Origin of the sequence: Actinokineospora auranticolor, assembly GCF_002934265.1 — a bacterium.
Taxonomy (GTDB): Bacteria; Actinomycetota; Actinomycetes; order Mycobacteriales; family Pseudonocardiaceae; genus Actinokineospora; species Actinokineospora auranticolor.
In genome coordinates, this window is record NZ_PTIX01000002.1 from 476,647 (window position 1) to 489,710 (window position 13,064).

A 13,064-nucleotide genomic window follows, 5' to 3' on the forward strand; every position below is an offset into this window, starting at 1 on the left:
CGACAGGTCGATGGAAAGGCCGGTAACGTGCTCGTTCCGACGCGCCCGCCCAGCCCGGGACGGTCGCGGACCAGTCGAAGGACACCACCGAAAAGGTGAGAAATGCGTCAGACGCGATGACGATGATCGATCACTCGCCGTCTCTGCTCGACTCCGCCGACCCGCTCGCCGAGGCCGCCGCCCGAGGCCTCGCCGTCTTCCGCGCGGGCCCCGAGAGCGCCCCGCGCACCCTCGTCGACGTCCTGACCGAGACCGCCGTCCGCAACCCGGACGCGGACGCGATCGACGACGGCACGACCGTCCTGACCTACCGCGCCCTGCGCGACGAGGTCGACACCCTCACCACCCGGTTGGTCCAGGCGGGCGTCGGCCGCGGCGACCGCGTGGGCATCCGCGTGCCGTCCGGCACCGCCGACCTCTACATCGGCATCCTCGCGGTCCTGACCGCGGGCGCCGCCTACGTCCCCGTCGACTTCGACGACCCCGACGAGCGCGCCGACCTGGTCTTCGACGAGGCAAACGCTTGCGTCGTCATCGGACCGAACCGCGCCATCACCCCGCGCGTGACCCCCACCGGCGTCCCCGGCTCCCCCACGGCCGACGACGACGCGTGGATCATCTTCACCTCGGGGTCCACCGGCAAGCCCAAGGGCGTCGCGGTGAGCCACCGCAGCGCCGCCGCGTTCGTCGACGCCGAGGCCGACCTCTTCCTCGCCGACGAGCCCATCACCGCCGACGACCGCGTCCTCGCGGGCCTCTCGGTTGCCTTCGACGCCTCCTGCGAGGAGATGTGGCTGGCCTGGCGCAACGGCGCCTGCCTGGTCGCCGCCCCGCGCGCCCTCGTGCGCACCGGCGTCGACCTGGGCCCGTGGCTGGTCGAGCGGGGCGTGACCGTGGTCTCCACCGTGCCGACGCTGGCCGCGCTGTGGCCGGGCGAGGCGCTGGACGCGGTCCGGCTGCTGATCTTCGGCGGCGAGGCGTGCCCGCCCGAGCTGGCCGAGCGCCTCGCGGTGCCCGGTCGCGAAGTGTGGAACACCTACGGCCCCACCGAGGCGACCGTGGTGGCCTGCGCCGCCCCGCTGACCGGCGAGGGCCCCGTCCGCATCGGCCTCCCGCTCGACGGTTGGGAGCTGGCCGTGGTCGACGAGGCGGGTGAGCTGCTGCCGATGGGCGAGACCGGCCAGTTGGTCATCGGCGGCGCGGGCCTGGCCCGCTACCTCGACCTGGAGAAGGACGCCGAGAAGTTCGCCCCGCTGCCCGCGCTGGCCTGGGACCGCGCGTACCGCAGCGGCGACATGGTCAAGGCCGAGCCCGAGGGCCTGCTGTTCCTCGGTCGCGCCGACGAGCAGGTCAAGCTCGGCGGCAGGCGGATCGAGCTGGGCGAGGTCGACGCCGCGCTGCAGGCGCTGCCGAACGTGGCGGGCGCCGCGGCGGCCGTGCGGCAGACCGGCGCGGGCAACCAGCTGCTGGTCGGCTACGTGGTCGCCCAGCCCGGGTTCGACGCGGACGCCGCCGTGGAGCGGCTGCGGGCCGCGCTGCCCGCCGCGCTGGTCCCGCTGATCGCCGAGGTCGAGACGCTGCCGACGCGCACCTCCGGCAAGGTCGACCGCAACGCCCTGCCGTGGCCGCTGGACCTGGACACCTCCGAGGTGGACACGGCCGCGCTCACCGACACCGAGCGGTGGCTGGCCGGGTTGTGGCGCGACCTGCTCGGGGTGGCCGTGAGCCGCCCGGGTGCCGACTTCTTCGCCAACGGCGGCGGCAGCCTCGGCGCTGCGCAGTTGGTCTCCCGCATCCGCGAGCAGCACCCCGGCATCGCGGTCGCCGACCTGTACCAGAACCCGACGCTGGGCAAGCTCGCCGCGCACATCGACGCTGCTGCTGCGAGCGCCCAGACCGACCGGGTAGTGCTACCCACGCCGCGACGGGCACAGATCGCGCAGACGCTCCTCACGCTGCCGATGCTGACCGTCGTCGGTGCGCGGTGGGCTGTCGCGTTGGCCGCGGTGAACAACCTCGTCGGTCTGCCGTGGGCACCGAAGGTGTCGTGGTGGCTCGTGTTCGCGGGTTGGTTGGTCTTCCTGAGCCCGTGGGGTCGGTTGGCGCTGGCCGCCGGTACCGCCCGTCTGCTGCTGCGTAACGTCAAACCGGGCTCTTACCCGCGCGGCGGCAGTGTGCACCTGCGTATCTGGGCCGCTGAGCGCGTAGTGGACCTCACCGGCGCCGCGGGCCTGCAAGGCGCCCCCTGGATGACCCACTACGCACGCGTCCTCGGCGCGCGCATCTCCCCCGACGTCGACCTGCACTCCCTCCCGCCGGTGACCGGCATGCTGCGGCTGGGCCGCGGCGCGGCGGTGGAGCCCGAGGTGGACCTGTCCGGGCACTGGTTGGACGGTGACGTCCTGCACGTCGGCCGGATCCGGATCGACGCGCACGCCACGGTCGGCGCGCGCAGCACGCTGTTCCCCGGCGCGCACGTCGGCAAGCGCGCCGAGGTGGCCCCCGGTTCGGGCGTCCAGGGCACGGTTCCCCCTGGTCAGCGCTGGTCCGGCGCGCCCGCGTCGCGCAGCGGCAAGGCGAACGGCAAGGGTAGGCGCCCCGCCCGCCGCAAGCGCTGGGTGGCGATCTACGCGGCGACCTCGTTCGCGCTGAGCCTGCTGCCGATCGTGGCCGCCGTGCCCGCGCTGTGGATCCTGATGACCTTCCTGACCGGCACGGCCACCCTCGGCGCCGCGACCACGCAGGCGCTCATCGCGGTCCCGCTGGTCACCCTGGTCTGGATGGCGACCTACGCGCTGCTGATCCTGGTCTCCGTGCGCCTGCTCTCCCTCGGCCTGCGTCCCGGTCAGCACGCCGTGCACAGCCGGGTGGCGTGGCAGGCGTGGGCGACCGAGCGGCTGATGGGCCTGGCCCGCACCGGCCTGTTCCCGATGTACGCGAGCCTGCTCACCCCGGTGTGGCTGCGCGCGCTCGGCATGAAGGTCGGCAAGGGCGTCGAGGCCTCCACGGTCCTCGCCCTGCCCAGCCTGACCCAGGTCGGCGACGGCGCGTTCCTGGCCGACGACACCATGATCGGCTCCTACGAGCTGGGCGGCGGCTGGCTGCGCATCGACAACGCGCGGGTCGGCAAGCGCGCCTTCCTCGGCAACTCCGGCATGACGGCCCCCGGTCGCGCGGTGCCCAAGCGCGGTCTGGTCGGCGTGCTGTCCTCGACCCCGAAGAAGGCCAAGGCGGGCTCCTCCTACCTCGGCATGCCCCCGATGAAGCTGCCGCGCACGGTGGAGACCGGCGACGAGAGCACCACCTTCAACCCGCCCCGGCGGCTGGTGGTCGCCCGCGCGCTGGTCGAGCTGTGCCGGGTCGTGCCGGTCATGGCCTCGGCGGCGCTGGCGGTGCTCGTGGCCGCCGCGCTGACCGGCCTGGGCTTCTGGCTCGGCCTGACGCTGGGCGGGGTGCTGCTGCTCGGCGCCGGTGTGCTGGCCTGCGTGGTCGCGGCGCTGGCCAAGTGGGCCCTGGTGGGGCGGTTCAGCACCGTCAACCATCCACTGTGGAGTTCGTTCGTCTGGCGCAACGAGCTGGCGGACACCTTCGTGGAGATGCTCGGGGTGCCGTGGTTCGCCGCCTGGTCGCACGGCACGCCGCTGCTCAACACCTGGCTGCGCGGCCTCGGCGCGCGCATCGGCCGGGGTGCCTGGGTGGAGACCTACTGGCTGCCCGAGGCCGACCTGGTCCGGCTGGGCGACGGCGCGACGGTCAACCGGGGCTGCGTGCTGCAGACCCACCTGTTCCACGACCGGATCATGAGCATGGACACCGTCACCATCGGCGCGGGCGGCACGCTGGGCCCGCACGGCATCGTGCTGCCGGGCGCGTCCATCGGCGACCGCACCACGGTCGGCCCCGCCTCGCTGGTCATGCGCGGCGAGTCCGTGCCGGAGGGCACCCGCTGGCTCGGTAACCCCATCTCCGCGTGGACGACCAAGCGCTGACGCGTGGAGATCAGCCCTAGCGTGATGTTGAATAGTCCTATGAGCGCCAAGGCTGACCCGGCTCGCGCCGGGCAGCCCGGCGCGGGCACCTCCGGTGACCCCTACCTGCCCGAGAACGGCAACGGTGGCTACCGCACGCTGCACTACGACATCGACCTGAACTACCGCGTGGGTCCGGGCAGGCTGGACGGTCGCGCCCGGATCACCGCGGTGGCCACCCAGGCGTTGTCGAGGTTCAGTGTGGACCTGTCCGGCCTACGGGCGGGCAAGGTCACCGTCGACGGCAAGGCCGTCCGGCACGCGCAGCGGGGCCGCAAGCTCGTCATCACCCCGCAGCGGCCCCTGGCCGACGGCGCGCGGTTCACCGTCGACATCCGCTACACCGGCTCCCCGGCCCCTGTGCCGAGCCGGTGGGGTGAGATCGGGTGGGACTACCTCGACGACGGGGTGATCGTGGCCAGCCAGCCGGTGGGGGCGCCGTCGTGGTTCCCGTGCAACGACCACCCCTCGGACAAGGCCACCTACCGGATCTCGGTGACCACCGCGACCCCGTACCAGGTGATCGCGACCGGGGTGCTGGAGGCCAAGCAGTCCGCGGCCAGCACCACGACCTGGCAGTTCCGGCTCTCCCAGCCGACCCCGACCTACCTGGTCAGCGTCCAAATCGGACGGTACGCGGAGTACTCGTTCGCCACCGTGCCGATGATGCACGCGGCCATCCCGGCCCGGTTGGCGGGCCGGTTCGCGCACGACTTCGGCCGCCAGCCGCAGATGCTGGTGGAGTTCGAGAGGATGTTCGGCCCCTACCCGTTCGAGCAGTACGGCGTAGTGGTGGTGGACGCGGAGTTGGACGCGCCGATCGAGGCGCAGTCCGTGTCCGTCTTCGGCACCAACCACCTCGACGGTAAGAGGGGCAGCGAGCGGTTGGTAGCCCATGAGTTGGCGCACCAGTGGTTCGGCAACAGCCTGACCGTGGCGCAGTGGCGCCATATCTGGCTCAACGAGGGTTTCGCCAACTACGCCGAATGGCTCTGGTCGGAGGTGTCCGGCGGCGAGCCCGCGGAGGCGCACGCACATCGCGCGTGGCAGCGGGTGGCGGCGATGCCGCAGGACCTGAAGCTGTCCGACCCGGGTGTGCGCCGCCTCTTCGACGACCGCGTCTATCTGCGCGGTGCGCTGACCCTGCACGCACTACGGCGTCGGATGGGCGAGACGGCGTTCTTCGCGCTGGTGAAGGTGTGGACCTCGGCCAACCGGCACGGCTCGGTGACCACCGACGGCTTCGTGACGCTCGCCCAGCGGCACACACCATGGCCGCTGGACGAGCTGTTCACCGCGTGGTTGCACAACCCGGCCTTACCCCGTTTGCCGCACTGAGGAACGGTTTGCGCGGTGCGGACCCGGGTCACGCCGGGTCCGCACCGCACCGCCCCCCGCCGCCACTCGGCAGTCCTGCCGGGCGCGGGGCGCGCCAGGTGAGCACGTGGGAACACCGGAGTGGTCCACAATGGACCGCGTTCCGCGCGCGACGCCGCCACAACGTCGCGTAGGCGAACCGCCCACCGCAACGCGGTGACCTCCGGCTTTCGGTTTTCCCACAACAATGATGCGCCGCGGGCCACGACGCTCGCGACCCATTTTCCGCGGCGCGGGAATCAGCCCGCCACGACCGCTTCCAGGCCCGCCGCGGTCACCCGGTCGGCGTCCTCCCGGTACTTCAGCACCGCCCCCAAGGTGACCGCCGCGGTCCGCGCGTCCAATTCCGTGCGCCCCAGCGCCAGCAGCGCCGCCGCCCAATCGATCGCCTCCGCCACGCCGGGCGGCTTCAGCAGTTCCGCCGCCCGCAGCCTGCGCACCGCGCCCACCACCTGGGCCGCGAGCCGCTCGGACACCCCGGGCACCCGGCGGCGCAGGATGGCCAGCTCCCGCTCCAGGTCGGGGTGGTCCAGCCAGTGGTAGAGGCAGCGGCGCTTGAGCGCGTCGTGCACCTCGCGGGTCCGGTTGGAGGTCAGCACGACCAGTGGCGGTTCGGCCGCCCGGATTTCGCCCAGCTCGGGAATCGTGACGGCGTGCTCGCTGACCACCTCGAGCAGAAACGCCTCGAACTCGTCGTCGGCGCGGTCGATCTCATCGATCAGCAATACGCACGGCGCCGATTCCAACGCGCGCAGCAACGGACGGGCCAAGAGGAACCGGCGCGTATAGATGTCCTCTTCGCGCCCCGGACCGTCCGTTGCCCGAAGGTGCAGAAGTTGCCGGGGGAAGTCCCAGTCATAGAGGGCCTGGGTGGCGTCTATGCCCTCATGGCACTGCAACCGCACAAGGTCGACATTCAACGCACGGGCCAAAGCGGACGCCAACGCCGTCTTACCCGTTCCGGGCTCACCCTCGCAGAACAGCGGTCTCCCCAGTTTCGACGCGAGGAAAGCCGCGGTGGCCAGGCCCTCGTCGGCCAGGTAGCCGACCCGGTCCAGCGCCTCGGCAAGCTCACCCGGGGTCCGCATACGGGCCACCCTAACCCGACCCCAGGGTGGACCCCCAGTCCGGTTTCCGGGACGATCCCCGATGGCAAGAGCCCGCTGACCAGCGATTCTTGTGCCATGACGAACACGATGTACACCGAAGCCCAGACCGCGGTCCGCAAGCTCCGCCGTTCCCGCACCGACCGCAAGGTCGCGGGGGTGTGCGGTGGCATCGCCAAGACCCTCGGCCTCGACGCCGCCCTGGTGCGGATCCTGCTGGTGGTCGCCACCCTGCTCGGATTCGGCACGGGCGCCATAATCTACCTGGCCTGCTGGCTGATCATGCCGGAAGATGACTGACCCGTCGGTCGTACCACGGGGGACGAACCGATCGTCACAATCCGGCCACGTCTCAAACCTGACAGATCCTGGACGTATCCACGACCGACTTCGCCGCTCTTCTCCGGTGTCTGAGTAAAACTACTCGCCCCACGGAGAGCGCCATGGACCACGGCCCGCAGCGGCAGCGGCCGCACGCGTCGTGCGGCGCCCGGGGGTGCTCCGACTCCGTGCCAGGGCCTGTGGGGACAGGCCTGCCTGAGGGCGCGTCCGGTCGCGTTGACCGGACGTCGGCGTGAAGGCGCGGACCACTGGCGGCTGGACGGGTGCAGGGGACCCGTCCAGCCGCCGTACCGCGTCCTGGGCCACGGGGTTCGAGGTCGGGCCGGGAGAAGGAGCGGGGCATGGCGTTGGTGCACCTGGGGGTAGGCGACGCCGACGGGCCAACCGAGTTGCACCGGGGGGATACCGTCGAGTTACGGCTCCCGGAGTCCACGGCCACCGGCTACCGGTGGCGCTGGTGGCTGCCGGAGGCACTGCGCCTGATCGCCGACGAGCACGTCCCGGCGGCGGTGGGCGCGGGTGCCCCCGGTGCCGCCGGGGTGCGACGACTGGCGTTCGACGTGACGACGACCGGACTGCACGAACTCCGGGCCGAGCTGGCCGAGCCGTGGGAACCGCTGCCGCGGCAGGCGCTGACCTTCGTCCTGCACGCGGTCTGAGGGCACTGGTGGCGGACAGCCGCCCCCGCGCGTGTGAGGATGGCTGTGCCTGGTCGCACGGCCGCACCGTCGGGCGAGGCGAGCAGGGCGAGCGGAATGCACGACCCCGGCAGACGGAGAATGGGGTGGGAGCGGTGACCGAGCTCCACACGGCAAGGACCAACCCGCCGTGGGACGGCCTGGAAGGGGCGGAGCGCCACGCCGCGTGCGTCCTGGCGGCGCGCGCGGGCGACAAGGCCGCGCTGGACGTCCTGGTGGCCGAGCTGACGCCGCTGGTGTGGCACATCGCCAGAGGCGGCGGGCTCGACCGGGCCGCGGCCGAGGACGTCGTGCAGACCGTGTGGCTGGCGCTGCTGCGCCACGTGGAGTCCATCACCGAACCCAAGGCCCTGGTCGGGTGGCTGATCACCACCGCCCGCCGGGAGGCGAGCCGGACCCGGCAGCGCGGCAGCGCCCAGGTCGAGCTGTCCCCCGAGGTGGCCGAGCACGTGCTGAGCACCGAGCCGATGCCGGAGGCCGAGGCACTGCGCACCGAACGCGACCGGCAGTTGTGGTCGGCGTTCCACAAGCTCGACCAGCGCTGCCAGGAGCTGCTGCGCCTGACCGTGCTGGCCGGTCGTGCCGAGTACCGCGTCGTGGCCGAACAGCTGCGGATGCCGCACGGCAGCATCGGGCCGACGCGGGGGCGGTGCATCAACACCCTGCGCGCGCTGTACCACGATGGGGATGGTGGCAGATGAGGACCATGGACGACTACGAGATGGAACCCGCCGAGCAGGAGTACTGGCTGTCGCAGGTCGCCAGGCTGGTCGACGAGCTCGACCCGGTGCCACCAGGTCTCGTGGCGCGGGCCCAGTTCGCCATCGCCATCGAGGACATCGATGCCGAGGTCGAGCTGGAGGCCGCGCGGTGGGCCGAGTCGCACTCGCTGGTCGGTGTGCGCGGTGGCGCCCCGGGCACCATCACGTTCTTCGTCGGCGACCTGACGGTCATGGTCAACGTCACCCGAACCGGTGAAAAGCAGCGCATCGACGGCTGGCTGGTGCCCGCGGGTGAGCACGGCGTCGAGGTGCGCGTCGCGGACCACGGCTCCTCCGCCACTACGGCGGACGAAGGCGGTCGGTTTGTGCTGACCGAGGTCCCCCGTGGCACTACGCAGATCCTGGTGCGCATGAACGGTGGCCCCAAACCCCGCACCGTCGTCACCCCCACCGTCGAGCTGTAAGACCCCCTCTTTCCCCACCCGGCACCGTTCCCGACTTGGTGTGCTCGGCCGGCGGTAGCGGAAAAGTGCGGTGGAGGCGCTGACGCGCTAGACCGCACGCTCCACGAGGTTCGCCAGCGCAGCGGGCAGTTCGGCCGCGTGCACGACCCCGACCCACTGGGTCGACCTGGTCAGCGCCACGTACAGGTCGTTGCGGCCGCGCTCGGACCCGGCGACCACGGCGGCGGGTTCCACGACGAGCACGGCGTCGAACTCCAACCCCTTCGACTGGGCCACGGTGAGCACCACCACCCGGCTCTCCAGCTCCGGCCGGTCCCCCAACCCCGCGTCCGGCACGCGCCCGAGCACCGCGCGACCGACCTCGTCCACCAGCGCCGACGGCGCGATCACGGCCAACGTGCCGGCTCCCTGGTCCGCGGCCAGCCCGGCCACGGTGTCGGCCAGCTCCGCCGGGTCCACCCGCAGGCGCCACGGTTCGACACCGGTCTCGCGCACCGAGCGCGGCGCCGCCAGGCCGGTCCCGAGTTCGGCCAGCACGTCCGCGGCGACCGCCATGACCTCGGCGGGCGTGCGGTAGTTGACGGTCAGCTCGGTCAGCCGCCAGCGGTCAGCCACGTACGGCGCCAGGGTGCCCGCCCAGGTGTCGGTGCCCGCCAGGTCGCCGGTCTGCGCGACGTCGCCGACCAGGGTCATCGAGCGCGACGGGCAGCGGCGCATCAGCACCCGCCAGGCCATCGCAGACAGCTCTTGGGCCTCGTCGACGATGACGTGGCCGAAGGTCCAGCTCCGGTCGGCGGCGGCGCGCTCGGCGGCGGTGCGGTGGTCCTCGTCGTCGTGGCGCTCGGCGAGCCTGCCCGCGTCGATGAGGTCGTAGGCGGTGAGGATGTCGGGGTCGGCGTCGTCCTCCATCTGCAGGATGTCGAGGACGCCCTGGGCGTAGTCCTGCTCGTCGCGGCGGCGGCGGGCCTCGGCGGCGCGCTCGGCCCGGTCGTCGACGCCGAGCAGTTCGGCGGCCTCGTCGAGCAGCGGCGCGTCGGCGGCGGTCCAGCCGAGTCGGGGTGAGCGCAGCAGGAGCGCGCGGTCGGCCTCGTCGAGGTCGGGGAGGGCGGAGGCCAGGCGGTCCGCGGCGGCGTAGAGGTCGGTGAGCAGCCGCTGCGGGGTCAGCTGCGGCCACAGGGTCTCGATGGCGTCCTGCACGACCGGGTCGGCGGCCATCTCGCGGCGGATGTCGGCGAGGTCGCCCGCGTCGAGGAACTCCGCGCCCAGCCGCTCGGCCTCCTGGCGGGTGAGGGCGGCGACGATCTCCTCGGCGAAGAGCGGCCGGGCCTCGTTGTGCGGCTTGCGCGAGCGTCTGGCGCGGGTGCGGGCGGCCTTCACCGTGGGGGCGTCGAGCGTCAGCTCCTCCCGCTCGACGATGAGCGTCATCGGCTCATCGGGCAGCTCTTGGCGGTCGTGCACGGCCTTGCGCAGCGCGTCGACCATGTCGATCCGGCCCTTGATCTCGGCGGCCCGGGCGGGTTCGGGGCGGGTGCCGCGCACCCCGGGGTACAGATCGCCGACGGTCTGCAGGAGGACGCCGGTCTCGCCGAGGGACGGCAGGACCTGGCCGATGTACTTGAGGAACGTCGCGTTCGGGCCGACGATCAGCACGCCGCGCCGGGAGAGCTGCTGGCGGTAGGTGTAGAGCAGGTACGCGGCCCGGTGCAGCGCCACGGCGGTCTTGCCGGTGCCCGGCCCGCCCTGGACGACCAGGACGCCGTTGAGGCCGGAGCGGATGATCTCGTCCTGCTCGGCCTGGATGGTCTCGACGATGTCGGACATCCGGCCGGTGCGCGCGGCGTTGAGCGCGGAGAGCAACGCGGCCTCGCCGGTGACGCCGTCGTGCGCGTCGCGGCCGCCCGCGCCGAGGTCGAGCACCTCGTCGTCGACGGCGGTGACCTTGCGCTGCGACGTGCGGATGTGGCGGCGCCTGCGCACCCCGTCGGGGGACGCGGCGGTGGCCAGGTAGAAGGGCCGCGCGGCGGGCGCGCGCCAATCCATCAACAGCGGTTCGTAGTCGCCTTCGGTGTCGAACAGGCCGATGCGGCCGATGTAACTACGGACGCCGTCGGTGAAATCCAGCCTGCCGAAGCACAGCCCGTTCTCCACGGCGCCGTATTGGGCGAGCAGTTCGCTGTAGTGCGCGGTGGCCGCGTCCCGGTGGGTCATCGCCGTGGGGCTGCTGCTGCTCTCGCGCAGGGTCGTGGCCAGCCTGGAGTCGGTGTCGGCCCGGAGCCCGTCGAGGTGCGCGTAGAGCATGGTGACGTATTCCTGCTCCACGTCGAGCTCGGTTGACACTCGTCCTCCAATTGCCTTATAATCTCCGCATAGCCACTTTCCCACATGGGAACGGGGCTATTTTTTATGGCGATTCCTCAATCTAGCGCACCCGGCCGGGCGCGCGGCAAGACTTCCCGCCGGGTGAATCAGCGAAACGTGAAAAGGCAGGGCCCGGTCCGCGTCGCGGACCGGGCCCTGCCGGTGGAGCTGTGGTGGCGGGACTCGCTTAGAAGTCCATGCCGCCGGTCGGGTCGCCCGCGGGAGCCGCGCCTGCCTTCTCCGGCTTGTCGGCCACGACGGCCTCGGTGGTGAGGAACAGCGCGGCGATCGACGCGGCGTTCTGCAGCGCCGAGCGGGTCACCTTGGTCGGGTCCGGCACGCCCGCGGCGAGCAGGTCCTCGTAGACGCCGGTGGCGGCGTTGAGGCCGTGGCCCTGCGGGAGGCCCTTGACCTTCTCCACCACGACGCCACCCTCGAGACCGGCGTTGACCGCGATCTGCTTGAGCGGGGCCTCGACGGCGACCTTGACGATGTTGGCGCCGGTGGCCTCGTCGCCCTCCAGCTTCAGGCCGGAGAACGCGGCCTCGGCGGCCTGCAGCAGGGCCACGCCGCCACCGGCGACGATGCCCTCCTCCACGGCGGCCTTGGCGTTGCGCACCGCGTCCTCGATGCGGTGCTTGCGCTCCTTGAGCTCGACCTCGGTGGCGGCACCGGCCTTGATGACGGCCACGCCGCCCGCGAGCTTCGCCAGGCGCTCCTGGAGCTTCTCGCGGTCGTAGTCGGAGTCCGACTTCTCGATCTCGGCGCGGATCTGGTTGACGCGGCCCTGGATCTGCTCGGCGTCACCGGCGCCCTCGACCACGGTGGTCTCGTCCTTGGTGACGACGACCTTGCGGGCCTTGCCCAGCAGCGCGATGTCGGCGTTCTCGAGCTTGAGGCCGACGTCCTCGCTGATGACCTGGCCACCGGTGAGGGTGGCGATGTCCTGCAGGATCGCCTTGCGGCGGTCGCCGAAGCCGGGGGCCTTGACGGCGACCGACTTGAAGGTGCCGCGGATCTTGTTGACGACCAGGGTCGCCAGCGCCTCGCCCTCGACGTCCTCGGAGATGATCAGCAGCGGCTTGCCCGCCTGCATGACCTTCTCCAGCAGCGGGAGCAGGTCCTTGACCGAGGAGATCTTGGAGCCGAACAGCAGGATGTACGGGTCCTCGAGGACCGCTTCCTGGCGCTCGGGGTCGGTGACGAAGTACGCCGACAGGTAGCCCTTGTCGAAGCGCATGCCCTCGGTGAGCTCCAGCTCCATGCCGAGCGCGTTGCTCTCCTCGACGGTGATGACGCCTTCCTTGCCCACCTTGTCGAGGGCCTCGGCGATCAGCTCGCCGATGGTGGTGTCGCCCGCGGAGATGGACGCGGTGGCCGCGATCTGCTCCTTGGTCTCGACCTCCTTGGCGGACTTGTGCAGCTGCTCGATGACGGCCTCGACGGCCTGCTCGATGCCGCGCTTGAGCGACAGCGGGTCGGCACCGGCGGCGACGTTGCGCAGACCCTCGCGCACCAGCGCCTGGGCGAGCACGGTCGCGGTGGTCGTACCGTCACCGGCGACGTCGTCGGTCTTCTTCGCGACCTCCTTGACCAGCTCGGCCCCGATCTTCTCCCACGGGTCCTCGAGCTCGATCTCCTTGGCAATCGAGACGCCGTCGTTGGTGATGGTCGGCGCGCCCCACTTCTTCTCGAGCACGACGTTGCGGCCCCTCGGGCCGAGCGTCACCTTGACGGCGTCGGCGAGGGTGTTCAGTCCGCGCTCGAGACCGCGACGCGCTTCCTCGTCAAACGCGATCAACTTGGCCATTGCGGTGTGGTCCTCCATCGGATGGATTCACGTAGCGCGGCCAGGCTCGGTGCCCGCGACGGACGACCTGGCGGACTGCGCCGCCGGCCTCACCGTCCCGACCTTCTGGCACTCGGGGACCCCGAGTGCCAGTTCCGGTTTTAGCACTCTCACCCCCGG

9 protein-coding genes are annotated in these 13,064 nt (G+C 71.9%); 6 read left to right on the forward strand and 3 right to left on the reverse strand.

The genetic code is table 11. The features are described from left to right. Positions 1-116 precede the first annotated feature (116 nt). Both CLV40_RS05615 and CLV40_RS05620 read left to right on the forward strand, forming a co-directional pair. The gene (locus CLV40_RS05615; RefSeq protein WP_104477595.1) at positions 117-3,989 is read left to right on the forward strand and encodes a Pls/PosA family non-ribosomal peptide synthetase; all 3,873 of its coding nucleotides are present in this window, start codon (positions 117-119) and stop codon (positions 3,987-3,989) included. 39 nt (positions 3,990-4,028) lie between these two features. Beyond that, the gene (locus tag CLV40_RS05620; RefSeq protein ID WP_104477597.1) at positions 4,029-5,366 is read left to right on the forward strand and encodes a M1 family metallopeptidase; all 1,338 of its coding nucleotides are present in this window, start codon (positions 4,029-4,031) and stop codon (positions 5,364-5,366) included. A 278-nt stretch (positions 5,367-5,644) separates the two neighbouring features. On the opposite strand, the gene CLV40_RS05625 is transcribed toward CLV40_RS05620, so the two are convergent. Then, on the reverse strand, positions 5,645-6,493 hold the full coding sequence (locus CLV40_RS05625; protein ID WP_104477599.1) for an AAA family ATPase: 849 nt from the start codon (positions 6,491-6,493) through the stop codon (positions 5,645-5,647). 96 nt (positions 6,494-6,589) lie between these two features. Here CLV40_RS05625 and CLV40_RS05630 point away from each other — a divergent pair, with 96 nt between their 5' ends. The 4 genes from CLV40_RS05630 to CLV40_RS05645 all read left to right on the forward strand — a co-directional run bounded on the left by CLV40_RS05630 (position 6,590) and on the right by CLV40_RS05645 (position 8,737). Continuing rightward, a complete protein-coding gene (locus CLV40_RS05630) occupies positions 6,590-6,811 on the forward strand; it encodes a PspC domain-containing protein (RefSeq protein ID WP_104477601.1) in 222 nt (73 codons plus the stop codon). Positions 6,812-7,194: 383 nt separating this feature from the next. Further along, on the forward strand, positions 7,195-7,512 hold the full coding sequence (locus CLV40_RS05635; RefSeq protein WP_104477603.1) for a protease inhibitor I42 family protein: 318 nt from the start codon (positions 7,195-7,197) through the stop codon (positions 7,510-7,512). 134 nt (positions 7,513-7,646) lie between these two features. Continuing rightward, on the forward strand, positions 7,647-8,252 hold the full coding sequence (locus tag CLV40_RS05640; protein ID WP_104477605.1) for an RNA polymerase sigma factor: 606 nt from the start codon (positions 7,647-7,649) through the stop codon (positions 8,250-8,252). Between the two features lie 5 nt (positions 8,253-8,257). After that, positions 8,258-8,737: a hypothetical protein gene (locus CLV40_RS05645; RefSeq protein WP_104477606.1), complete on the forward strand. Its 480-nt coding sequence runs from the start codon at positions 8,258-8,260 to the stop codon at positions 8,735-8,737. An 87-nt stretch (positions 8,738-8,824) separates the two neighbouring features. Here CLV40_RS05645 and CLV40_RS05650 read toward each other — a convergent pair whose 3' ends face one another. Both CLV40_RS05650 and groL read right to left on the reverse strand, forming a co-directional pair. Continuing rightward, positions 8,825-11,035, reverse strand: coding sequence for a HelD family protein (locus CLV40_RS05650; protein WP_104477840.1), 2,211 nt, complete (start codon positions 11,033-11,035; stop codon positions 8,825-8,827). 247 nt (positions 11,036-11,282) lie between these two features. Further along, on the reverse strand, positions 11,283-12,905 hold the full coding sequence (groL, locus tag CLV40_RS05655) for a chaperonin GroEL (RefSeq protein WP_104477608.1): 1,623 nt from the start codon (positions 12,903-12,905) through the stop codon (positions 11,283-11,285). Positions 12,906-13,064 lie beyond the last annotated feature (159 nt).

Coding starts and splice junctions, on each gene's coding strand:
- CLV40_RS05615 (WP_104477595.1), top strand. CDS start 117: ATGACGATGATCGATCACTCGCCGTCTCTGCTCGACTCCGCCGACCCG.
- CLV40_RS05620 (WP_104477597.1), top strand. CDS start 4,029: ATGAGCGCCAAGGCTGACCCGGCTCGCGCCGGGCAGCCCGGCGCGGGC.
- CLV40_RS05625 (WP_104477599.1), bottom strand. CDS start 6,493: ATGCGGACCCCGGGTGAGCTTGCCGAGGCGCTGGACCGGGTCGGCTAC.
- CLV40_RS05630 (WP_104477601.1), top strand. CDS start 6,590: ATGACGAACACGATGTACACCGAAGCCCAGACCGCGGTCCGCAAGCTC.
- CLV40_RS05635 (WP_104477603.1), top strand. CDS start 7,195: ATGGCGTTGGTGCACCTGGGGGTAGGCGACGCCGACGGGCCAACCGAG.
- CLV40_RS05645 (WP_104477606.1), top strand. CDS start 8,258: ATGGACGACTACGAGATGGAACCCGCCGAGCAGGAGTACTGGCTGTCG.
- CLV40_RS05650 (WP_104477840.1), bottom strand. CDS start 11,035: ATGCTCTACGCGCACCTCGACGGGCTCCGGGCCGACACCGACTCCAGG.
- groL (WP_104477608.1), bottom strand. CDS start 12,905: ATGGCCAAGTTGATCGCGTTTGACGAGGAAGCGCGTCGCGGTCTCGAG.